Annotated in this window: 16 protein-coding genes; 3 read left to right on the top strand and 13 right to left on the bottom strand. The window is 58.5% G+C overall.

Annotation, left to right across the window (positions count from 1 at the left end):
- Window positions 1-49 precede the first annotated feature (49 nt).
- The gene (gene udk / locus FAES_RS06050; protein ID WP_015330317.1) at window positions 50-670 is read left to right on the top strand and encodes a uridine kinase; all 621 of its coding nucleotides are present in this window, start codon (window positions 50-52) and stop codon (window positions 668-670) included.
- Between the two features lie 40 nt (window positions 671-710).
- On the opposite strand, the gene FAES_RS06045 is transcribed toward udk, so the two are convergent.
- From FAES_RS06045 to FAES_RS06000, 10 genes are all read right to left on the bottom strand, one after another.
- A complete protein-coding gene (locus FAES_RS06045; RefSeq protein ID WP_015330316.1) occupies window positions 711-3,761 on the bottom strand; it encodes an FAD-binding and (Fe-S)-binding domain-containing protein in 3,051 nt (1,016 codons plus the stop codon).
- Between the two features lie 101 nt (window positions 3,762-3,862).
- Complete coding sequence (locus FAES_RS06040) at window positions 3,863-4,312, bottom strand: hypothetical protein (protein ID WP_015330315.1); 450 nt, start codon at window positions 4,310-4,312, stop codon at window positions 3,863-3,865.
- A 145-nt stretch (window positions 4,313-4,457) separates the two neighbouring features.
- Entirely contained in the window at window positions 4,458-5,357 is a 900-nt protein-coding gene (locus FAES_RS06035) for a nucleotidyltransferase family protein (protein ID WP_015330314.1), read from the bottom strand.
- Between the two features lie 89 nt (window positions 5,358-5,446).
- Window positions 5,447-7,249: a sensor histidine kinase gene (locus FAES_RS06030; protein ID WP_015330313.1), complete on the bottom strand. Its 1,803-nt coding sequence runs from the start codon at window positions 7,247-7,249 to the stop codon at window positions 5,447-5,449.
- 11 nt (window positions 7,250-7,260) lie between these two features.
- Entirely contained in the window at window positions 7,261-8,385 is a 1,125-nt protein-coding gene (locus FAES_RS06025; protein ID WP_015330312.1) for an Osmosensitive K channel His kinase sensor, read from the bottom strand.
- A gap of 31 nt (window positions 8,386-8,416) precedes the next feature.
- Window positions 8,417-9,568, bottom strand: coding sequence for a porin (locus FAES_RS06020; RefSeq protein WP_015330311.1), 1,152 nt, complete (start codon window positions 9,566-9,568; stop codon window positions 8,417-8,419).
- 132 nt (window positions 9,569-9,700) lie between these two features.
- Complete coding sequence (locus FAES_RS06015; RefSeq protein WP_015330310.1) at window positions 9,701-10,264, bottom strand: K(+)-transporting ATPase subunit C; 564 nt, start codon at window positions 10,262-10,264, stop codon at window positions 9,701-9,703.
- A 169-nt stretch (window positions 10,265-10,433) separates the two neighbouring features.
- Window positions 10,434-12,575 carry a potassium-transporting ATPase subunit KdpB gene (gene kdpB, locus FAES_RS06010; RefSeq protein WP_015330309.1) on the bottom strand — a complete coding sequence of 714 codons (2,142 nt, stop codon included), beginning with the start codon at window positions 12,573-12,575 and terminating at the stop codon, window positions 10,434-10,436.
- 203 nt (window positions 12,576-12,778) lie between these two features.
- Window positions 12,779-14,494 carry a potassium-transporting ATPase subunit KdpA gene (gene kdpA / locus FAES_RS06005; RefSeq protein WP_015330308.1) on the bottom strand — a complete coding sequence of 572 codons (1,716 nt, stop codon included), beginning with the start codon at window positions 14,492-14,494 and terminating at the stop codon, window positions 12,779-12,781.
- Window positions 14,495-14,617: 123 nt separating this feature from the next.
- Window positions 14,618-14,698, bottom strand: coding sequence for a potassium-transporting ATPase subunit F (locus FAES_RS06000; RefSeq protein ID WP_041257591.1), 81 nt, complete (start codon window positions 14,696-14,698; stop codon window positions 14,618-14,620).
- A 447-nt stretch (window positions 14,699-15,145) separates the two neighbouring features.
- Here FAES_RS06000 and FAES_RS05995 point away from each other — a divergent pair, with 447 nt between their 5' ends.
- Window positions 15,146-17,116, top strand: coding sequence for a KUP/HAK/KT family potassium transporter (locus FAES_RS05995; RefSeq protein ID WP_015330306.1), 1,971 nt, complete (start codon window positions 15,146-15,148; stop codon window positions 17,114-17,116).
- Window positions 17,117-17,151: 35 nt separating this feature from the next.
- On the opposite strand, the gene FAES_RS05990 is transcribed toward FAES_RS05995, so the two are convergent.
- Window positions 17,152-18,483, bottom strand: coding sequence for a sigma-54-dependent transcriptional regulator (locus FAES_RS05990; RefSeq protein WP_015330305.1), 1,332 nt, complete (start codon window positions 18,481-18,483; stop codon window positions 17,152-17,154).
- Window positions 18,484-18,848: 365 nt separating this feature from the next.
- Here FAES_RS05990 and FAES_RS05985 point away from each other — a divergent pair, with 365 nt between their 5' ends.
- On the top strand, window positions 18,849-19,370 hold the full coding sequence (locus FAES_RS05985; protein WP_015330304.1) for a GNAT family N-acetyltransferase: 522 nt from the start codon (window positions 18,849-18,851) through the stop codon (window positions 19,368-19,370).
- Here the strand turns inward: FAES_RS05985 and FAES_RS05980 are convergent.
- Both FAES_RS05980 and FAES_RS05975 read right to left on the bottom strand, forming a co-directional pair.
- Window positions 19,347-21,029 (bottom strand): complex I subunit 4 family protein, encoded by a 1,683-nt coding sequence (locus FAES_RS05980; RefSeq protein ID WP_015330303.1) that lies wholly within the window; start codon window positions 21,027-21,029, stop codon window positions 19,347-19,349. The genes FAES_RS05985 and FAES_RS05980 overlap by 24 nt on opposite strands.
- 90 nt (window positions 21,030-21,119) lie before the next feature.
- The gene (locus tag FAES_RS05975; protein ID WP_041257590.1) at window positions 21,120-22,991 is read right to left on the bottom strand and encodes an NADH-quinone oxidoreductase subunit 5 family protein; all 1,872 of its coding nucleotides are present in this window, start codon (window positions 22,989-22,991) and stop codon (window positions 21,120-21,122) included.
- Between the last annotated feature and the right edge of the window lie 82 nt (window positions 22,992-23,073).

Raw genomic sequence — 23,073 nt, 5'->3', positions numbered from 1 at the left:
CCCGCTCTCCAAGCACAAAGAGGCGCCGTGGGTGAGGTTTCACCGTCTTATGAAACCATACATCGTTGGCATTACCGGGGGTAGTGCATCAGGAAAAACCTCCTTTCTGAAAGGCATCCTCAACGCCTTCGCACCCCACGAAATCTGCCTGATTTCGCAGGATAACTATTATTTGTCGCTCGATCAGATTGCCGTTGACGATCAGGGCATCCATAATTTTGATGTTCCCGAAACGATCGACCACCATCTGTATGCCCAGCACATCGAGCAGCTACGCCAGGGCCTGACGGTGCAGCAACGTGAATACACGTTCAACAACCCCGACATTATCCCGCAGCTGCTGACATTTACGCCCGCGCCCATCATTGTGGTGGAAGGCATTTTTGTGTTCCACTTCCGCGAACTGGCCGATCAGATGGACCTCAAAATTTTCATCGATGCCAAAAACAGCATCAAGTTGGAACGCCGGGTGAAGCGCGACGCCGAAGAGCGCGGCTACGACCTCGACGACGTGATGTATCGCTGGAAATACCACGTAAAACCCACGTACAAGCAGTTTATCAAGCCCTACCGCGCCGAAGCCGACATTGTTATCCCTAACAATATCCATTACCAGAAGGGCCTGGACGTGGTCATCTCGTTCCTGAAAGCCAAAGTAGCGAACCAGTAAAGCTTGTAGGTTTAAACGGGGCCGCCCAGGCCTATAAGCTTTATGGCTGCCGCAGCGCCTCGAACAGCACCTCGGCGGGGTGCAGGGCTTTGCGGCCGGTGCCGTCTTTGATCTGATGGCGGCACGACGTACCCGGCGCAGCCACGATAACCTCGCTGGCGGCGGCGCGCACGGCAGGAAACAGCACCAGCTCACCAATCTGCATCGAGAGGTCATAGTGTTCGGTTTCGTAACCAAACGAACCGGCCATACCACAACAGCCTGACGGAATCACCTCGACGGTATAATGCTGGGGTAAGCTCAATGCCCGGGTCGGCGCCGTCATGCCCGATAGGGCTTTCTGATGGCAATGGCCGTGGACGTTCACCGTGCGGGCCTCGGTGGTGAACGCTTCAGGGGTGATCCGCCCGGCGTCGGCTTCCCGGGCGATCCATTCCTCGAACAGGTACGTATGCTGGGCAATGCGGCGGGCATCGGCCTTCAGCTCGGCCGGTACCAGATCAGGGTATTCGTCGCGGAAGGTCAGGATGGCCGAGGGTTCCAGCCCGATCAGCGGCGCATCAGCTGTGACGTGGTCGCGCAGGTACGTTACGTTGCGGATAGCCAGCTTGCGGGCGTCGTCGACCAGCCCTTTCGACAGGTACGTCCGGCCGCTCTCGGCGTGGTCCGGAATGACCAGTTTGTAACCCAATCGGTCGAGCAGTTTAGCCGTTTTTTCGGCAACGTACCCATCGTTGTAGCGCGTAAACTCATCCAGAAAGAGGTTTACCGTTTTCGACATTGCTCCGGCCTTCGAGGTCGTAGCCGTCAGCCGCTGAGCGTTTACTGGCTTTAGCGCGGGCATGGTACGGTCGGGGTGGAAACCAACGAGGCGGTTAGCGATCCGGCGCAGGGCGGGCGTGTCGTAGATGGCGTTGTAGGCCCAGGGGGCCAGACTGGCCAAGCCCATCAGCCGCGAGAAGTTACCCACCAGCCGCGCCCGCAACGGCACCGAGCGTTCGTCGTAGAGGCGCTGCGTAAACTCGGCTTTCATGCGGGTCATATCCACGCTGCTGGGGCATTCGGTCTGGCAGGCTTTACACGACAGACACAGGTCGAGTACGTCTTTAACCTCATCCATCGTGACCGTCTGCCCATCGCCACCCGTGAAATAATGCCGGAGCATGTTGGCGCGGGCGCGGGTAGTATCGTGTTCCCGGCGGGTCGCCATGTAGCTGGGGCACATCGTACCGCCCGACAGATGCGTTTTGCGGCAATCACCCGAGCCCGAGCATTTTTCGGCCAGTTCGAGCAGGCCGCCATCTTTTGAGAAATCGAAGCGCGTCTGGGGCTGTGGAATCACCGCATCGGCCACGTACCGGAGGTGTTCGTTCATCGGGGGCGTATCGACCACCTTACCAGGGTTGAACAGGTTGTCGGGATCCCAGAGGGCCTTCACGGCCTTGCACAACTCGTAGTTTTCCGGCCCCAACATAAAGGCGATAAATTCGCCCCGCAGCCGCCCGTCGCCGTGCTCGCCGGAGAGCGCCCCACCGTATTTTTTCACCAGCGTGGCGGTGTCCATCAGCAAGGCCCGGAAGGTCTCGCGGCCCGGCGTCGTTTTGAGGTTGATCAGCGGCAAGACGTGCAACTCACCAGCCCCGGCATGCGCCGAATATTCCAGATCGAGGCCGTGGTTTTCCTTCGCCATCCGGGTCAGCTCGTCAATGTAGTCGGGCAGATCCTGCGGGGCCACGGCACAGTCTTCAATCACGTTAGCCGGTTTTTCATCGCCGGGGATATTATACATGATGCTGAGGCCCGCCTTGCGCAGCGCCCACGGCTTCTTAGTCTCGTCGCCGTGCAGAATGGGATAGGCATACCCCAGCCCCGCCGCCTGCAACGACGCCACAAAAGCCTCGGCTTTCGCCCGGACGCCCGCCTCAGTATCGTCGAAAAACTCGACCATCAGCACCGCTTTCGGATCGCCCGTTTCGGGATGCTCTTCCACAAATGTTCGGTTGCGGAGTTGCTCGGCGTTGGTTTTGGTCAGTTGCAAAATGTAATCATCGACCAGCTCCGACGCCCAGCAGTGATGCGCCAACGCCACCAGATTAGCTTCCAGCGACTGCCGAAGCGTCTGGAAATGGGCACAAACCAGCGCCACGTGGGCAGGCGGCAGGGGCAGCAGATTCAGCTTCGCCTCCGTGATAAAACAAAGCGTCCCCTCTGACCCCGCAATGAGCGCAGCGAGGTTGATAGCCGCAGGGGGCTTGGGGCTCGGAGCTTGGGGGGAAAGGGCAGCTGTAGAGGCTTGCTCCCCGCCCCCGGCCCCACGCCCCGAGCCCTGCTCAACCAGCGCATCCAGGGCGTAGCCGGTGTTGCGGCGGGTCACGTTGGCGTTGGGGTAACCGTCGCGGATTTGCTGGCAAAGCTGGGGATCGCTCAGCCAGGTTTGGAACTGCTGGTAAATGCGCTGTTCGAGCGGACTCACCACGTGTTCGCCCCGGCACTTGGCGGCAAAATCGTCGGCGCTCAGGTGGCCAAAGGTCACTTCGGCCCCGTCGGCCAGCACGGCCCGTACTTCGAGCAGGTGGTCGCGGGTAGTGCCCCACACGATGGAGTGCAGTCCACACGAATTATTACCGATCATCCCGCCAATCATGGCCCGGCTGGCCGTGCTAGTTTCGGGGCCGAACTGCAACCCATGCGGACGCAGGGCCACGTTCAGGTCGTCGCGAATGACGCCCGGCTGCACCCGAACCCAGCGCTCGGCGGGGTTGATCTCCAGAATCTGATTGAAATGGGTCGAAATGTCGACCACGATGCCACTACCCACCACCTGCCCGGCCAGCGACGTACCGGCCGCGCGCGGAATGAGGCTCGCCTGCACCCCGGCACTTTTATTGGCTTTGGCGAAGCGCACCAGCCGTTTAATGTCGTCTACCGTACGCGGAATCGCCACAGCCAGCGGCGTTTCCTGATACACCGAGGCATCGGTCGCGTAGAGCATCCGCTGGGCGACGTGCTCGGTAGACGTATCGAAATAAAGCTCGCCTTCAAACGACGGCTGAAGGGCAGCAAAGGGCAATTGAGGAGCAGCGGCAATCATGAAGTAAAGGTAGTGATGAACGCTGAGTGGTAAACGATAAGCAGGCAGTCGCCAGAGTCAAGGCGCGTTAGCCTACGCATCATTTATCATTCGTCGCGCCTTCACTGCCGCTGGTAGGTCAGCACCATCGTTTTGGCCTTGGTAGGGTTGGGCATCTTGGGCTGATCGGCGTAGGTTAGCGTCATGATTAGGGTGTTGCCTGTCACGCTGTAGGTGTACGTCGAGTTAGGCGACAGCTTAGGGTCAGGCGACACGACGGTGATCTGGTTGCCGCTGGTGGAGTAGCGCGTGTCGGCATATAGCTTGGCCATCGCCGACATCATCTGCTGGCAATCGGCGGGAATCTTCGTTTTCAGCAGGCCGTTGCCCGTAAACTCGTAAGTAATATTGGCCGTACAGGGCATGCTTTTCGTCATCATCGCCTGCACATCGTCGGTCTTGCCGCTCTGGTAATTAATCAACGTACCCGTCCGTTTCCACGTACCCACCAGCGACTGGCTTAAGCCTGGCAACGTACCTAGCAGTCCAACCAGCAACACCATTGTTTTCATAGCTCGCCCGTCGTCCGGGTTTAGTTGACAACGGAACGACTGGGGATTGAATGTACAGTGGACAATGCACGATGCACAATGGGTGTTCGTAAACGGCTAGCTACCGACCTACGCACCCCATTGTACATCGTGCATCGTGCATTCATTACCCCCACAGGCTATCGGGGTACTTGCCGTCGGCGTGGAGGCGCTTGAACGACTTCATCACCGTGGGTTTGTCTTCAGGGTACGTGACGCCGAACCACTCCGACTGGCTGCGGAATACCCGGCAGGTGCCTTCGCCCGTCTGGATAAGCTGCGTCACGATCGTGGGAATGTAGAATTCGGCCTTGGGTACGTCGAAATTGGCGCGGGCGTAGGTCTCAAACTGCGCCTGTACGCTGGGAAATACGCTCGGTTTGAAGCCCCAGAAGTTCATCGACACGGGCGTTTCGGGCGCGAGCGGCGTGAGGCCATCCGCTTCTTCGTAGACGATAGTGCCCTCTTTCTCGTAAATCTTCGTCCGTTCGATCACCGACGTCAGGTTGTTGTGGTCGTCGGTGGCGCACACCCCGCGCGACACGGAGCCAAACTCCGACAGCGTGTTTTTTACTTCGTAACCAACCATCGCGTGGCGCGAATCATCGGTATCAGTCGTCAGGAAGTCGGCCATTACCTGGAAGGCCTCCTGCCCGTAAAAATCGTCGGCGTTGATGACGGCAAACGGTGTTTGCGTTTGTTTCTGGGCGCACAACATGGCGTGGCCCGTGCCCCAGGGTTTGGTGCGCTGCACCGGGCCGAGGTCGGCGGGTACGTACGAAAACAGGGCCTGAATGGCAAAGTCAACCTCAATCTTTCCCTGTAGTTTGGGTAGGAAAAGCGCTTCAAAATCGGCCTGTAATTCCTGCCGGATGATGAACACCACCTTGCCGAAACCGGCCCGGATGGCGTCGAAAAGCGAATAATCGATAATGGTTTCGCCGTGTGGCCCAAACTGGTCGAGTTGCTTAATGCCCCCGTAGCGGCTGCCCATACCAGCGGCCAGAATCAAGAGAGTAGGTTTCATGCAGTCGTATCAAGTTGCCGGAGCGGGTTTTATGTAAACTAGCTCCTCCTGGCAAAAGTACAGCGTTTAGCCGACGTATCGGTTCCTGCCTACACAACGGTCTGGCCAGCCACCGGCAGCCGAAACCAGAAGGCTGCGCCGTCGGTCACGGAAGTATCAAGCCCTACTTGCCCATTCATCGTCTGGATAAATTCTTTAGAAATGGCCAGGCCCAGCCCCGTTCCGCTGCTGCTAGGGTTTGCCATGGCACTTGCCGGATACCCGCTGCTGCCCGAAAACGGCACGGATGCGGCCCGAAAATAGCGGTCAAACACACGGTCGCGGTGCTCGGGACGGATGCCAGGGCCGTGATCGCGCACCCGAAATTCGACCTGTTGGCCAATCGGCGTGGCGCTGATGTCGACCCGGCCATTGTCGGGGCTGTGCCGGATGGCGTTCGACAGAAAATTGACCAGCACCCACGACGTTTTGTCGGGATCGGCTTCTACGAGTGGGAGGTTGCCAGGTACGTTGCTCACCAATTCGATGGCTCGTTGTTCGGCCTGGGTACGTAGGGCCTGCGTGGCATAACGGACCAGATCGGCAGGGGCCACGGGGCGGATAGCCAGTTCAATCTGCCCCGACTCGACCTGCGCCATATTCAGTAGTTCGCCGGTTAGTTTCAGCAGCCGGTCGGCATCATCGCGCACATTCCCGACCAGTTGCCGCTGCTCGTCATTCAGCTCGCCAACGCGCTGATCGTCGAGCAGTTTCAGGCTCATCTTGATGCTCGACAGCGGCGTTTTCAGTTCGTGCGAGACCGTGGCGATGAAATTGGTTTTGGCCAGATCGAGCTCTTTATACGAGGTCACGTTTTTCAGCACGATCACGTACCCGGCTCGCACCGCCTGCTCATCGCCCGTGCGCGATACGTCGACCACCTGTGTTTGCCGGATAAAATAGCTTTCCTTGCCCTCATCGTAGATTTTGAGCAGGGTCGAATCGCCATCCTTTGCCGCGGCGCCAGTGGTCATTACGTCCTGAATCAAGCTGCGCATCAGGTCATTGCGGGCCGCTACGTCGGGGGCGTATTGCGCCAGCAGGTCGGCCTCACTCAGGCCCAGCAATCGGCTCGCCACCCGGTTGACAAACAGGATATAGCGGTTCTGATCGAGCCCGATAATGCCATCCGACATTACCTGAATGAGTGTGTCGATGCGCTTTTTCTCGAACAGAATCCGGGCCAGATTTGAGTGTTCGTATTCGTCGAGTTTCTGCGCCATGCTGTTGAATGACCGCGCCAGTTCGCCAAACTCATCGCTCGATTTAACGTGCAGCCGTTCCTCAAAATTACGGCTCGCCACCTGCCGGATGCCCTGCGTGAGCTCGCGCAGGGGGCTGGCGATGTAGCCGGGAAAACTAAACAGCATTGAAAACACCACCAGAAACGACAACGTCCCCACCACGGCCAGCCACACCAGCGCGTCGCGGGCCGTTTGTTTGGCCACGTCGTTTTTGCGGATGATGGCCTGTCGGTTCACGTCGTCGATGCGAAACAGCCCCGCCCATAGCCGCCCCACCACGACCGAATCCTGAGGCATCTGCCGCAGTTGGTTAAAGGCGCGTCGCACGGCCTGCGTGGCCTCGCCTTCGCCTACTTCCGTCACGTTGGCTTCCTGCCGTTTCAGGTTGTCGTCGAACGTACCCAGCGCTTCGGTATCGAGTCTGGCCCGCAGCCCCACCAGCGCCTTTTGCATGTTGCTGGTATAGTCGAGCGATTCGTAATTGTCGGTCAGGATCGCCTGCGAGTCGGCGGCCAGCCGGTTGAGGTAATAAGCCCCTACCCCACCCAACAGCAGCATGATGGCGAAGAGAAAGGCCAGCGCGAGCGTTATTTTGGCTTTAATGGTCATGGCGGGGCAGTTTACGACAAAATGATCAGGTCGACGTCGGAGGCCGACAGCTTGTTGAGCAACCGATTGAAGGCGTTGGTCTGGATGATGATTTGCAGCAGGTTAAGGTGCGGTTTGCCGATACAGACCGTGGTGATGTGGCGGCGTTCCACCTCACCCATGATACCATCCACGATGTTTTGGCCTTTTACCCGAATTACCTCGGCCCCCAGTTCGGTGGCTAATTTAAGGTTATTGATCAGGTGCCGCTGCACGTCGAGCCGGATGCGGTCGGGGGCTTCGGCGGGCGTCTGCACGTACAGCACATACCAGCGCGAGTTGTAATAGCTCGCCAGCCGGGCCGTTTTTCGGATCACCCGGCGGGCCACGTCGGCATTGGTGCTGATGGCCACCAGAAACCGCTCGTGGCGCGAAACCGAGGCCGGAGGCAAGGTCTGATCAACTTTGCGCTCCACCTGCCCGGCCACTTCTTTCAGGGCCAGTTCGCGCAGTTGCAGGATTTTCTCCGGCTGAAAAAAATGGGCCAATGCCGTCTGCACCTTGGCTTGGTCGTAAAGTTTGCCGTCGCGAAGCCGCGCAATCAGTTCGTCGGCGGTCAGGTCGATGTTCACAACCTCGTCGGCCAGTTGCAGCATCCGGTCGGGCACACGCTCGGTTACGTCGATGCCCGTAATGGCCCGCACCTCATCGTAGAGGCTTTCGATATGCTGAATGTTGACCGCCGAGATCACGTTAATCCCCGCATCGAGAACATCGGCCACATCCTGCCAGCGTTTGTCATTTTTCGAACCGGGAATATTCGTATGGGCCAGTTCGTCGACGATCACCAGTTCGGGATGGCTGTTGATGATGGCCTGCACGTCCATTTCCTCCAGCTGACGGCCTTTGTAGAACAGCGTACGCCGCGGAATAAGGGGCAACCCCTCAACCAGCGCCACGGTTTCGGCCCGATTGTGGGTTTCGATGAACCCGATGCGCACGTCGACGCCGCTGCGCAAGAGGCTGTGGGCCTCCTGCAACATCCGGTACGACTTGCCCACGCCCGCGCTCATGCCAATGTAAATCTTGAACTTCCCCCGGCGCGACTCGCGGATGAGGTTCAGGAAGCGTTCGGCGGTTTGGTCGTTGGGGTTCATGAAGATTGGTTACACTGGGCCCGGTGTACTGTCAAAAAGACACCGCCAGACTCGTGGTGAGCGAGGTGTTGGTGCGACTGCGACTGCTTTTCCCCTCAAAAATTGGGTCTTTGCTGTCGTACACCTTGCCTTCAATGCGGAATAAGGCATTGGGCAGGATGGCGCAATCGTAGCCGAGCGAATAGCCGACTGTTTGGAAGCCATTGGCCGTACCCGTGGCAATAAGTACCCCGTTCGGATCGGCGTAGTACTCGACGCGGCCGTTGACGTAGCTTTTGTCGGACGTTTTGTAGCGGGCAATTACGACGGGCGAATACCAGACGTAGCTGCCACTACCGACGCGCTGGTCGGATCCAGCCCGAACCACCGGTTTACGATCCGCCCCGATGTCGAAGCCCAGGATTAGCCCAAAGCGCCCCTGCGGGTTCACAATGGCGTAGACATTGTTGAAGAAGCGTGTTTGCCGGAGCGAATCGGGCCGGTCGGCACCCACGAAACTGCTCCAATTGAGCGTCAGGTTTGCCGAGGGCCGGTACTGCACCTGCGTGGTCAGGGCCGGGCCGCTATAGCCGTCGAGTTTTTTGATCCGCTGCCAACCGTTAGTCACCATCCCCAGCACCGTCCACTTGCCATTAGGCGTGTTGTACGTCAGTTTGGCCCCCGACAGGTAGTAGGGCGAGTTTTCGGCCAGCAGGCTGCGGGTGAGCGTCCAGCAGTCTTTCGAGATCGCGCTTTCAAAGCCGATGTGCGAGGCAAAAAGGCCCGCATCGAGCCAGAGATCACGGTTTTTGGCCAGCTTCACCCCGGCGTTGGCTTCGAATATAGTCTTCGTCAGTTCCTGTTCGGCGGCGTAGTTGTACTGGGCGTAGTTACCCACCTGAAGCGCCAGATTGCCCCGCATCCGGTCGCTGCTGTAGGCGGCTTTCACAAACGCCAGGTTGATGTTCACTTCCCGGTTGCGGCGGTGGTTGTACAAAAAGCTGGGGCGTTCCTGGCTCGTTTTAGGGGCCGTAAAATCGTGTGAATAATACGCTTCTACGTACCCGGTCACGGTCAGGCCTGACCCAGGAACGGGCTGAGACGTCGTGGAAAGGTGCGTAGTATCAATCGATTGGGCAGATACAGCTACGAACGGGTATGTTATGGCTATTAGTAAAGCCGTACACAGGATTTTCATTGTCATTAAACTTAGTCGCTACAGCATTGTGCCAGTCCAGCATTCTGGAAGGCACCTGTAGCCATACTGTGAATTTGAATTCGATAGACCTACAAGGCGGTCCGCCGTTGCGGTTTGAAAACCTTATAGGTCTGAACATTACTTCAGCGCGTCGAGCGCCACGTTGAGCGCCAGCACGTTCACCGTCGGCGGGCCAAACAGCCCTAGCAGGGGTTCTTTGGTATGTTCATCCACCAGTTGGTTCAGGCGGGCGACGGCGATTCCCCGCACCTTCGCAATACGACGTACCTGAATCTTGGCCCCGGCCGGCGACAGATCAGGATCGAGGCCCGACCCCGACGCCGTCACGAGTTCAGCCGGAATGTCGGCTTTCTGCACGCCCGGATTATGCACCAGAAAGGTGTCGATGCGAGCCTGCACCGCCTTGAGGTAATCGGGATTGGACGGCCCTTTGTTCGACCCGGCCGAGCCCGCCGCGTTGTAGTCGACCGCCGACGGACGTGTGTTGAAGTAGCGATCTTCGGTGAATGTCTGCCCGATGCGGGCGTACCCCACCACCTTGCCGTTAACAATAACCTGTTCACCAGCGCCACTACTGGGGGCCAGTCTGGCAATGCCCGCCACCACGAGTGGATACACAACAGCAGTCAGGATAATAAGGGCGACCGTAAGCCGGAGCGCCGGAGCGATATGCGTTTTCATAAGAGAAGTGTCATTGGCTTCGCGTCATTGGTGCGGTCCGCCGCCGCGGGTCATTAATCGTCATTTGTCGTAAGCAATCAATGACTATCAATGACGCGAAGCAAATGACCACTTAATGACAATAAATGACTACTTAATGACCGCGAAGCGAATGACGATGAATGACAGTTTATACAAATAATCCTACGACCAGGTCGATCAGTTTGATGCCGACGAACGGGGCCACCAGACCACCGAATCCGTAGATAAACAGGTTGCGCCGGAGCAGCGCCGACGCGCCGATCGGTTTGTAATCGACCCCACGCAGGGCCAGCGGAATCAGCATCGGGATGATGATCGCGTTGAAGATCACCGCCGACAGAATAGCCGATTCGGGGCTATGCAGATTCATGATGTTGATGCGTTGCAGCGCCGGAATGCTCGCCACGAACAGCGCCGGTACGATGGCGAAATACTTGGCGACATCGTTAGCGATGGAGAACGTCGTCAGCGTCCCCCGCGTAATGAGCAGTTGCTTACCAATCTCGACCACCTCAATCAGCTTGGTGGGGTCATTGTCGAGATCGACCATGTTACCGGCTTCCTTGGCGGCCTGCGTGCCGGAGTTCATCGCCACGCCCACGTCGGCCTGCGCCAGCGCGGGGGCATCGTTGGTGCCGTCGCCCATCATCGCCACCAGTTTGCCGCCGGTTTGCTCGGTGCGGATGTACTGCATCTTGTCTTCTGGCTTGGCCTCGGCAATGAAGTCATCGACCCCGGCCTTCTCGGCAATAAACCTGGCCGTCAGCGGGTTGTCGCCCGTTACCATTACCGTTTTTACGCCCATCTTCCGCAGGCGGTCGAAGCGTTCCGAGATCCCCGGCTTGATAATGTCCTGAAGCTCCACCACGCCCATTACGCGTTCGTTCTCCGTCACCACCAGCGGCGTTCCGCCATTAGCCGCAATCTCCCTGGCTTTGGCGTCGGTTTCTGCCGGAAAGGCATGGCCCGCCTTCGTCACGATGGTTCGGATCGAATCGACGGCTCCTTTACGGATGCGCAGGAACGTACCTGACGGGCCGTTGACAGGCAGATCGATACCCGATGAACGCGTTTCGGCGGTAAACTTGATAAAATGCACAGTGGCTAATGAAGACTGTATGATGGTCTGATCCGCTTTTTTCAGGGCTAGCTCGCCATTGTGCATTGTACATTGTACATTGTACATTCGCTCAACCAGCTCCACAATCGACTTGCCTTCGGGCGTTTCGTCGGCCAGCGAACTCAGCGCCGAGGCCCGCACCATGTCGGGTTGGGCGATGTCCGGGGCGGCGTAGAAGTGCGTGGCTTTCCGGTTGCCGATGGTGATGGTGCCCGTTTTATCGAGCAGCAGCGTGTCGATGTCGCCCGCCGTTTCCACCGCCCGGCCCGATTTGGCGATTACGTTGGCCCGCAGCGCCCGGTCCATCCCCGCAATACCGATGGCCGACAGCAGCCCGCCGATGGTGGTCGGGATGAGGCAGACGAACAGCGAAATCAGGGCGGCAATGGTAATGGGTGTGTTGGCGTATTCGGCAAAGGGTTGCAGCGTGACGCAGACGATGATAAATACCAGCGTAAAGCCCGCCAGCAAAATCGTCAGGGCAATTTCATTGGGCGTTTTCTGCCGCGAAGCCCCTTCCACCAGGGCAATCATTTTGTCGAGAAACGATTCGCCCGGCTGGGTCGTCACCACCACCTTGATTTTGTCGGACAGCACTTTGGTGCCACCCGTTACCGATGACTTGTCACCGCCCGCCTCCCGGATTACCGGGGCCGATTCGCCCGTGATGGCCGATTCGTCGATGGTCGCCAGCCCTTCGATGATCTCGCCATCCGACGGGATGATGTCGCCAGCTTCGCAGAGAAACACATCGCCTTTGCGCAACTGCGCCGATGAAATCACCTGCACCTCGTTGAGGGTCATCTGACCCACCTCCCGGATTACCTTAGCGGGAGTTTCCTGCCGCGTTTTCCGCAACGACTCGGCCTGGGCTTTCCCCCGGGCTTCGGCAATGGCCTCGGCGAAGTTGGCAAACAGCAGCGTCAGCAGCAGAATAGCCGTAATCGTGAGGTTGTAGCCAAACGTACCCTGGGTCGTGTCGCCCGATAACGCAATGTAGATCGTGACGATCAGCATGATGAGCGTACCCACGCCCACCGTAAACATCACCGGGTTCTTGATCAGAACGGCCGGATTGAGTTTGATAAATGAGTCCTTGATCGCCGTCCCAATCAGCGCCGGCTGAAAGAGGGAAGCAACACGATTGGACGAAGTTTCTTGAGTTGCCATATGATTGACCCCTCCCCCGGCCCGGCCCCTCAAATGGAGGGGAGGGGGAACTCGGCCTTCAGTAGCTATAGACCTGTCGGCGGTACCTAAATCCCCTTTTCTTAAGATAAAGGGAAGATGGCTCGGCCGCCAATAGATATAAATCTATCGCGGCGTCTTGCCCCCTCCCCTTGTTTAAGGGGAGGGGCCGGGGGAGGGGTTTATTATTTAAGTGAGAAATATTCAGCCAGCGGACCCAGCGCGAGGGCCGGGAAGAACGACAGGGCGGCGATGATCCAGATAACGGCGAAGGTCATCAGCCCGAACGTACCGGTGTCGGTGGGCAACGTACCTGCGCTCTCCGGCACAAACTTTTTCTGCGTGAGCAAACCCGCAATCGCCAGCGGCCCAACGATCGGCAGGAACCGCCCCAGCAGCAGCAGGAAGCCCGTCGAGACATTCCAGAAGATGTTGTTATCCCCCAGCCCCTCGAAGCCCGACCCGTTATTGGCCGCCGATGAGGTGTATTCATAGAGCATCTCCGAGAACCCGTGGAAACCGGGGTTGTTGAGCCAGTTGGCGGGTTGCACCGCCCAGTCGCTGCCAATGCCATTTTTGACGAGGTAGCTCGACAAGGCTGTACCGACCAGGATCAGAAACGGGTGCAGGATGGCGATCAGCGAGGCGATCTTCATCTCCCGCGCTTCGACCTTCCGCCCGAAGAACTCCGGCGTGCGGCCCACCATCAGCCCCGAGATAAAGACGGCGATGATCAGGAAGATGTAGTAGTTGAGGAAGCCCACGCCACAGCCACCATAGAAGGCGTTGGTCATCATGCCCAGCAGTTCCATCGCACCTGACAGCGCCATCGACGAGTCGTGCATGGAGTTGACCGAGCCGGTGGAGATGATCGTGGTGACGATGCTCCAGTAGGCCGAGGCCGTGGGGCCGAACCGCACCTCCTTGCCTTCCATCGCGCCCGTTGGCTGACCGACGCCCAGTTGGGCAATGGCCGGGTTCCCGTGGATCTCGGTCAGGATGGTGGGTACGAGCAGCACCAGCAGCCCCGCCGTCATAACGCCGTAGACAACCCAGGCAAATTTTCGACGCTGGATGAAAAAGCCCAGCGCAAACAGCATCGCCACCGGAATCAGCACCTGACTTACCATCTCGACCATGTTGGTGAGGTAGTTGGGGTTTTCGAGCGGGTGCGCCGAATTGGCCCCAAACCAGCCGCCGCCGTTCGTGCCCAGGTGCTTAATGGCGATCATCCCCGCCGCCGGGCCGCGCGACACATTGACGGTATCGCCCTGCATCGAGATGAACTGATCTTTCCCGTCGAAACTGGCCGGAGTGCCGTTGAACGCCAGCACGATCGCCACCAGCAAACAGAGCGGCAGCAAAATCCGGGTGATCGACTTGATGAAGAACGTGTAGAAGTTACCCGACCGGTCGGTCGTGGCGGGCAGGAACGACCGGAAAATCAGCACGAGCGCGGCGATGCCCGTAGCGGCCGACACAAATTGCAGGAACGTGATCACGCCCAGTTGGGTCAGGTACGTCAGCCCGCTTTCGCCCGAATAATGTTGCAGGTTGCAGTTGACCAGAAAGCTGATCGCCGTGTTAAACGCCAGATCGGGCGTCATCGACGGGTTGCCATCGGGGTTGAGGGGCAGGCTACCCTGCGTCAGCAGGAGCACGAAGGCGTAGACCAACCATACCAGGTTGATTGTCAGCAGCGCGACCAGGTTTTCTTTCCAGGTCATGTCGCGGTTGGGGTCAACGCCGCCAACGCGATACAGCAGCCGCTCCAGCGGCGCCATGAAGTCGAGTGCGTTGGGCTTGTTGGCAAATACCTTCGCGTAGAGTTTGCCCAGCGGAATCGCCAGCAACATCGTGATCAGGTACGTGGCGACAATACCCAGTAGTTCAGTTGTCATAAGTGAAATGAATGAGTGAACGAGCCGATGAGTGAACGAGTGCTTCGGCACCGTGATGAAAGAGCACGCCGCGGAATCAGGCGTTTACCGCAGTAGCGGACCACTCATTCGCTCGTTCACGCTTTAAAATTTCTCTGGCCGGATCAGCACGTACAGCATGTAGGCGAAGACCAGAATGGAGGCGATGAGCAGGAGCGTAAGCATGACTAGATGCGTTCAAACCATTCGATGGCTTTGTAGAAGACGGCGAAGCAGAGCAGGGCCGAGAGAAGCAGAAGCAGGGCGATACCCATGAGTGTGATGGTACTGGTTGATTTGGTTGCGACTACCCTATGCCAAAAAGCAGTCCATTTTGTAGCCAAGTCAATTCATCAAATACAATCAACTCACTATCAAACACTTAATACGAAACTAAGCGAAATGACGTGGCTGACGCAAGGGCTATTTTTTCATTTTGAAAAAGCAGATTTGCCATTTTGAAAAAAAGCGGATGCCGAAAGCCGGTTGTGGCGGTTATTCTCGAATTGGCACGATATTCGGTCAATCGTTGCGTAAGCGGCCCTAACCCGGCCCTGAAGCAGCGTGAGTAACGTACCCAACCGACAAACCAATCTTCCCTTGAGTAATCAGTCCCACCATCACATCGACCGCATGACGGCGGCAGGCCTGCTGGTCGCGGTCGGCATTGTGTTCGGCGATATCGGCACGTCGCCGCTGTATACCTACCGCGCCATTATTGAAGACCGGATCGTCGACGAAACGCTGGCGCTGGGCGGCGTTTCGGCCATTTTCTGGACGTTGACCTTTCAGACCACGCTCAAATACGTGTTACTCACCCTGCGCGCCGACAACAACGGCGAGGGTGGCATTTTCTCGCTCTATACACTCATCCGGCGCTACGCCAAATGGCTGCTGTTTCCGGCCATTGCGGGCGGCAGCTTCCTGATCGCCGACAGCATCATTACCCCGCCCATTTCGGTTTCGTCGGCCATTGAGGGGCTGTTACCGCTGTACCCCAACCTGCCCACGGTCCCCATTGTGCTGGTTATCATTTTCCTGCTGTTTGCGGCGCAGCAGGCGGGCACCGACAAGCTGGGCAAGGCCTTTGGCCCGATCATGTCCATCTGGTTTACCATGATCGGGCTGATGGGCGCCCTGCAACTGGCCCAGAATCCCGGCGTTATTCGGGCGCTGAACCCCGTTTACGCCTACAACATGATCGTGAATTACCCCGAGGGCTTCTGGCTGTTAGGCGGCGTGTTTCTGTGCTCGACAGGGGCCGAAGCGCTTTACTCCGACATGGGCCACGTGGGGCGGCGCAACGTGCAGGTGTCGTGGTTCTACGTCAAGATCTGCCTCATTCTCTGCTACCTCGGTCAGGCGGCGTGGTTGCTCGACCACATGGGTAAGCCGCTAGGTACGTTGAATTCGTTCTTCGGGCTGGTACCCGACTGGTTTATGCTGCCCAGCATCGGCATTGCCACGCTGGCGACCATCATCGCCTCACAGGCGCTCATCAGCGGTACGTTTACGCTCGTATCTGAGGCGTTCCGGCTGACGTTGCTGCCCAAAATGCGCATCGTTTTTCCGTCCAATGCGCGGGGACAGGTCTACATTCCGGCGTTCAACTGGCTGCTGATGGCGGGCTGTTTCATCGTGGTGCTTTACTTCCGCGAATCGAAAAACATGGAGGCGGCGTTTGGCCTGTCGGTGAACCTGACCATGCTGACCACGACCGTGTTGCTGGGCATGTACCTGTACGCCAAAAAGCGGGTCAACGGCCTGATTGTCGTGGCGTTACTGCTGATCTATTTTTTCATTGAAGGCGGCTTCCTGATCGCCAACCTGCGGAAATTCACGCATGGCGGCTGGGTATCGCTTTTATTAGGCTCGATTATGCTGACCGTAATGCTGGTCTGGCATAACGGCAGCCGCATCAAACGCCGCCTCACCCAGTTTGTGAGCCTGCGCGACCACCTGCCCATACTGCGGCAACTGAGCAACGACACCGACGTACCTAAGTACGCCACCAACCTGGTGTACCTGACCGCCTCACCGCAGCATCAGCTTGTCGAGGAGCACATCCTCGATTCGATTCTGGAGGGTATGCCCAAGCGCGCCGACGTGTACTGGCTTATCCACATCGAATTGGTCGACGAGCCCTACACGACCGAATACGTGGTCGATATTCTGGAACCGGAAGACGTGGTGCGCATCACGTTCAAGCTGGGCTTCCGGGTGCAGCCGCGCATCAATTTGCTGTTCCGGAAAGTGGTGGAAGAGATGGTGCGCTGCCACGAGATCACGATCAAGCCCAAGTACCGGCCGCTGAAGCCAAACCCCAACGCGATCGGCGATTTCCGGTTCATCGTCATCAACCGGTTCCTGTCGTACGAGAACGACCTGAGCCTGCTCGAAACGTTCATCATGAACGGCTATTTCGCCCTGAAACGCATCAGCCTCGCCGACGAACGAGCTTATGGTCTCGACAGCCAGAACGTAGCCACCGAACAAATCCCGCTGGTCGTCAACCCCGCTAACTCCATCCGGCTCCGGCGCGTAAAAGGCAAGGGCGAAGTCGACGAACCCCTGGATGGCCTGAACATGGTATCAGGTACCTGACCGTCTACTAGCCCTGTATCGTTTTGAGTTAACACCTACTCAATCCCGTACTCTGCCATTTTGCGGTAGAGCGTGGTTAGGCCGATGCCGAGGAGGCGGGCGGCTTCGGGTTTGTGGCCGTTGACGTGGCGCAGCACCCGTCCGATATGCCCTTTCTCGACCGAGGCCAGGTCCATCGCTGCCGCGTCGAACGTACCTGACTGCATGTCGGCGGGGAGTACGTCGGCATCCAGCACGTTGGTATCTGACAGGATCACCGCGCGCTCGATCACGTTTTTCAGTTCGCGGATGTTGCCTTTCCAGCTATGCTGTTGCAATTTCTGCACGAACGCCTCGCTCAGCCGAAGGTCGCGTTTGCCCAGCTTGGCGGCCGACTCCTGCGCAAACCGCAGCGCCAGCTCAGGTACGTCGGCGGGGCGATCGCGGAGGGGCGGTAGGTCGATGCTGAACACCGACAGCCGGTAGTACAGATCGAGCCGGAAATGGCCCGCGTTGGCTTCCTGTTCCAGCCCCCGGTTGGTGGCCGCAATCACGCGCACGTCGACTTTGGTGGGTTTGGTGTCGCCCACCCGCAGAAACTCGTGCGTTTCGAGCACGCGGAGCAACTTGGCCTGTAGGTCGAGGGGCATTTCGCCAATTTCGTCGAGGAAGAGCGTGCCTTTGTGGGCTTCCGCAAACAGGCCTTTCTGATCCCGACTCGCGCCCGTAAACGCCCCGGCCCGGTGGCCGAAAAGCTCGCTTTCGAGAATGTCTTTGCTCAACGCACCGCAGTTGATCGCCACGAACGTACCGGACGCACGCCGACTAGCCTGATGAATGGCCTGCGCGAAGACTTCTTTGCCCGTACCGGTCTCGCCCATCAGCAGCACCGTCGTGTCGGTTACCGCCACCTTGCGCGCCAGGTCGATCGCCTGCCGGATGGCTTTCGACGTACCCAGGATGCGCTCGAAACCGTACCGCTGCGCCACCTTGTCTTCCAGCTCCCGAATCCGGAACTGCAACTGCGCCTTTTCGATCGCCCGGCTCACCAATGGCAGAATCCGGTCGTTGTCGTCGCCTTTCGTAATGTAATCGAACGCACCGTTTTTGATGGCTGTCACGCCGTCGGCAATGGTGCCGTAGGCCGTCAGCACGATCACTTCTGTGGCTGGGTACGTTTGTTTGATCTGCTCGGTGAAGGCAATACCGCTACCATCGGGCAGTTTCACGTCGCAGAGCACGGCGTGTACGGGCTCCCGTTCAAGAACGTGCAGCCCCGCGCGGCCCGTTTCGGCTTCCAGCACCGTATAGCCTTCCAGTTGCAGCATTCGGGCCAGCAACTGGCGCAGGCGGGGTTCGTCGTCGATAAGCAGCAGGGTCGGTGGCATCAAACAAAGGTAAAGACAAATGGCGGTGTCCCCCCGACGCGGTTTTGGTATAGCGAACAATGGCCTCCCAACGCAACTCGCTGACACGCCGAAACCAGGAAAAAGGGGCTATTTACTATCCGTTATGACCATTTGTTCAACTAAGTATTTTTCCGAAAACTTCAAATTACTAAATCAGCAAAAGTCATTCATAATCAGTCTTTTATTTACCCAAAAAGGGGCTCAAATAAGTTATTACGGGTGACATAATATATACACTTGTATTTAACGGTGACCATGTTACACTACGTGGGTCTATCCAGAATAGTACCCAAAAAAGCCTCACTAGCTCGCTATTGTGCGCTAATTCTGAAACACGTATCACCATGAACCGCATTATCAGCTACCAGCCTCTTTACAAAGCTGATTTTAAGCGCATCAACGCTGAAGCCATCTCGGAAACGTTTCCGCTGGAAACGCACGACCTGGAACAATTGGATCAACCCGAGACCTATATCCTCGCCAACGGCGGCACCATCCTGTTGGCCGAATACGAAGGCTTGATTGTGGGCACGGTAGGCCTCGTTTATTCAGGACCGGGCGAGTATGAACTGGTTAAACTGGCGGTTTCTCAATCGTGGCGGGAGATCGGCACGGGACGCCGTTTGTGCGAGGCGGCTATCGAGCACGCCCGTCGGCAGGGAGCGCGGCGGATCTGGCTCGAAGCGAACACGGCCCTCAAATCGGCCATTCACATCTACGAAAGTCTGGGATTCGTGTATATCCCGCTCGCACCCAGCCCCTATTCGCGCGCCAACGTGCGGATGGAACTCCGCCTCACCGACTCAGGACGCTGGATGCCTTACTCGACCAACCGGCGCTGGTCAGTCAACCGTAAATTTAAGTAGCCACTGGGCCACCGCGGCGTGGCTCAACGAGAACACCCAATTCGGAAATAGCCCCAACAGCAGCGCCAGCACACCCAGCGGCACGAGCATCAGCCGTTCGCGCGGGTCTAAATCAGCCAGCACGTGGGGGCTGTTTGCGGGGGCTTCGGTGCTGTGGGCACGTACCCAGACCGGGCCGAAAAACATGCGTTGCAGCGTCCAGAGGAAATAAGCCGCCGCCAGCACGATACCAAGCGTAGAAATAGCCGTGATCCAGCCGGGTACGTAGGCCGACTGGTAGCTGCCCATGAGCGTAAACAGTTCGCCCACAAACCCCGAGAACCCCGGTAGCCCCAGCGACGCAAAGAACGCAACGGCGGTGAGCGTGGCATACTGCGGCATGGGCGTCATCAGCCCGCGATACGAGTCGATGCGCCGGTCGTGCGTCCGGTCGTACAATACACCCGTCAGCAGAAAGAGCATAGCCGACAGCACGCCGTGGCTGACCATCTGGTAAACGGCCCCGTTGACGCCCTCGCCGGTGGTCGAGGCGACACCCAGCAGCACAAAGCCCATGTGCGACACCGATGAATAGGCGATCATCTTCTTCAGATCATACTGCGCCAGTGCGTTGAGGCCACCATATACGATGCTGAGCGCGCCGAGCCCTGCCAGCACGACCGTGTACTCCGACGCGGCATCCGGGAAGAAGCCCCACACTACGCGAATCAGGCCGTAGCCGCCGATTTTGAGCAGCACCCCGGCCAGCACCACCGATACCGGCGTGGGCGCTTCAACGTGCGCATCGGGCAGCCAGGTGTGCACGGGCACGATGGGCAGCTTGATGGCGAAACCCACAAAAACAGCCCAGAACGCCCAGGTACGTACGGGTACGTTGCCGACGAGCACGTCGTTCAGTCCGCTGAGCAGGGCGTTGGGCAGGTAATTACGGCCATCGGCCATGTACCGCCAGTCGAACGTGTGCACGAGTTGAGCGGGGTCGAGTTGCCCCGTCGCCAGTTGCTGCTGAATCAGGGCAAGCACCTCGGCAGTCATATCAGCCGGGTTGTTAATGAGGCCAGCCGCTAGCGCCGTCGAGACAGGGTCGATCACCGACAGCGACAGCCCAATCATCACCAGCAGAATCAGTACGGACCCGGCCAGCGTGTAAAGGAAAAACTTAATGGAAGCGTATTCGCGCCGGGGGCCGCCCCACAGGCCGATGAGGAAGTACATCGGCAGCAGCATGAACTCGAAAAAGAGAAAGAACAGGAAGAAGTCGAGCGCCACGAAACAGCCCATGATGGTGCCCGTCAGCAGCAGGTAGAGCGAAAAATAGGCGTTGGGGCGCTTCGTAATCTGCCACGAGGAAATGGCTCCCACCAGCATGATGATGGCCGTCAGCAGCACAAGGGGCAGGCTTATCCCGTCGATGCCGATCAGGTAATCGATGGAAATACGGCCCAGATTACCCAGCGGCAGGGTGATCCAGTCGGCTTGTTCCAGTTGCTGATGAGCCGGATTGGTAGCGTCGAACTGACCATAGACCAAAGCGGCCAGCAGCACTTCTGTCGCCAGCACGGCCACCGTCAGCCAGCGCAGGAGCGAGAGGCGTTCGGGAACCAGCGCGGCTACAAGCGACGCCGCAATCGGCAAAAAAATCAGTAGAGAAAGTAACATAACCGGGTGAGTGTGAAGCCAAAAGGCGTTGGTCAAACGATCGTTGCCGAATTGTCTGTTGTAGCTATCCTTTTCGCTTGTTCACTCGTTTCATATCATCCACAAAAGTAGCAGTACCACCACGGCAACGGCCGTCGCGATGTAGGTTTGCACGCGCCCGCTCTGCACGGATCGGGCCAGGCCGCCCAGGGTTTGCGCCAGCCGCCCCGCCCCATTCACCAGCCCATCGACACCGAACCGGTCGAGAAAACGCGCCAAGTGTGCCAGCAGCACGGTACCGATGCCCACGCCGTTGACGGCGCCGTCGACCACGCGCTGATCAGTCCGGTATAGCAGCGAAGCAACCCACAACACCGGCACAACCACCCATCGATCGTAGAGTTGGTCGAGGTAGCCATAGTGTATCGACGCCTGCACCAGTGCACTCGTTGGCGCCGGGTCGCGCAGCCGGAACCCAAGCCAGCCCCCCAGCCCAACCAGCCCAACCGATAGCCAGCCCAGCCAGGCGGAGCCTTCGGGCAGCGTAGGGGCATTCAGGCTGACGAGTAACCAGCTGTGGTGAGCCGAGAGCGGGTTAAGCGAAAACCAGAACCCCACCGACAACCCAACCAGCAGCACGACCGGCCCGCGCATGAGCCAACCCGGTTCGTGCGGAGTTTGGTGCGGATCGACCGACGTTTCGCCGAAGAAAATGAGCCGCACCTGACGGGCCATGTACAGGGCCGTCAGCGCCGATGAAGCCAGCAATGCCACCGGAATAAGCGTGGCCGCGCCACCGCGCTCGGCAGCCCAGCCAACCGCCCCGCCCAGAATAACCTCTTTGGACAGAAAACCCGACAGCAGCGGTACACCGGCCAACGCCGCCGCCGCCAGCAGGTACGTGACGAACGTAACCGGCAGGGCGCGCCGCAGGCCGCCCATCAGGCGCATATCCTGCGTGTGCACGGCATGAATCACGTTGCCCGCCGCCAGAAACAGAGCGGCTTTAAAGAAGGCGTGGGTCATCAGGTGAAACAGCGCCCCGCCCACGTTGCCCGTTCCCATCGCCGCCACCATCAAACCCAGTTGGGACACCGTCGAAAAGGCCAGTACGCGTTTGATGTCGGTCTGGTAAAGGGCCGAAAAACCCGCCCACAGCGTCGTCAACGTACCCACGATGGTTACCAGCAGCAGAGCATCGGGTGAGAGCATCGGATGAATGCGGGCCAACAGAAAAATACCGGCGGCTACCATCGTGGCCGCGTGCAGCAGGGCCGACACGGGCGTAGGACCCTCCATAGCGTCAGGCAGCCAGGTTAGCAGCGGAAACTGCGCCGATTTGGCTACGCACCCCATAAACAGGCAGATACCCGCGCCGGTAGTCAGCGGCGCATCGGCAAAGGCAAACGAACCGGTTTGCCAGTATGTCATCAGGATACCGAGCAGAAAGGCGGCGTCGCCCACCCGGTTCATCAGGAAGGCTTTTTTGGCTGCCGACGCCGCCGCGGGCCGGTCGTACCAGAAGCCAATTAGCAGGAACGAGGCCAAGCCTACGAGTTCCCAAAAACCGTACAGAATCAGCAGGTTACCAGCCAGAATAATCCCCAGCATGGCCCCCACGAAGAGCTGAAGATAGGCGAAATAACGGCCTAGCCGGGGTTCGTCGTGCAGGTATTCGAGCGAATAGAGCTGTACCAACAAGGCCACCAGATGCACGAGTACGAGCATCAATCGCCCCAATCCGTCGAGTTGAAATTGGAGCGAAATGGCTTTACCAGCTAGTTGTACCCAATCCGTTTGCCAGACCATCGGCTGCGGGACCGTGAGGGCCAGGTACGTTGCCATCGCCAGGCCGAGCCCCGTAAGGCCAGCACCCAGCCAACCCGCCCAACGCGCCGCACCCACCCGAAACAGGGCTACGAAGCCCAGCAGGGGTAAGCTCAACAGGCTAATCAATAACGCAGTGGGTAAACGATCGGGCACAGCAGGCGGTACATCAAGTTGGCCGCAAATATCCGGTTAAGCCGGGCGTAAAACAAACCGGGATTTCCTGTTGGTGTAGCCG

Source organism: Fibrella aestuarina BUZ 2 (genome assembly GCF_000331105.1).
Lineage (GTDB): Bacteria > Bacteroidota > Bacteroidia > Cytophagales > Spirosomataceae > Fibrella > Fibrella aestuarina.
The sequence above is the reverse complement of the archived record's forward strand: the minus strand, read 5'-3'. Positions and strand labels throughout refer to the sequence as shown.

Coding starts and splice junctions, on each gene's coding strand:
- FAES_RS05995 (WP_015330306.1), top strand. CDS start 15,146: ATGACGGCGGCAGGCCTGCTGGTCGCGGTCGGCATTGTGTTCGGCGAT.
- udk (WP_015330317.1), top strand. CDS start 50: ATGAAACCATACATCGTTGGCATTACCGGGGGTAGTGCATCAGGAAAA.
- kdpA (WP_015330308.1), bottom strand. CDS start 14,494: ATGACAACTGAACTACTGGGTATTGTCGCCACGTACCTGATCACGATG.
- FAES_RS06020 (WP_015330311.1), bottom strand. CDS start 9,568: ATGACAATGAAAATCCTGTGTACGGCTTTACTAATAGCCATAACATAC.
- FAES_RS06040 (WP_015330315.1), bottom strand. CDS start 4,312: ATGAAAACAATGGTGTTGCTGGTTGGACTGCTAGGTACGTTGCCAGGC.
- FAES_RS05990 (WP_015330305.1), bottom strand. CDS start 18,483: ATGCCACCGACCCTGCTGCTTATCGACGACGAACCCCGCCTGCGCCAG.
- FAES_RS06035 (WP_015330314.1), bottom strand. CDS start 5,357: ATGAAACCTACTCTCTTGATTCTGGCCGCTGGTATGGGCAGCCGCTAC.
- kdpB (WP_015330309.1), bottom strand. CDS start 12,575: ATGGCAACTCAAGAAACTTCGTCCAATCGTGTTGCTTCCCTCTTTCAG.
- FAES_RS06000 (WP_041257591.1), bottom strand. CDS start 14,698: ATGCTTACGCTCCTGCTCATCGCCTCCATTCTGGTCTTCGCCTACATG.
- FAES_RS05985 (WP_015330304.1), top strand. CDS start 18,849: ATGAACCGCATTATCAGCTACCAGCCTCTTTACAAAGCTGATTTTAAG.
- FAES_RS06025 (WP_015330312.1), bottom strand. CDS start 8,385: ATGAACCCCAACGACCAAACCGCCGAACGCTTCCTGAACCTCATCCGC.
- FAES_RS06030 (WP_015330313.1), bottom strand. CDS start 7,249: ATGACCATTAAAGCCAAAATAACGCTCGCGCTGGCCTTTCTCTTCGCC.
- FAES_RS06015 (WP_015330310.1), bottom strand. CDS start 10,264: ATGAAAACGCATATCGCTCCGGCGCTCCGGCTTACGGTCGCCCTTATT.
- FAES_RS05980 (WP_015330303.1), bottom strand. CDS start 21,029: ATGTTACTTTCTCTACTGATTTTTTTGCCGATTGCGGCGTCGCTTGTA.
- FAES_RS06045 (WP_015330316.1), bottom strand. CDS start 3,761: ATGATTGCCGCTGCTCCTCAATTGCCCTTTGCTGCCCTTCAGCCGTCG.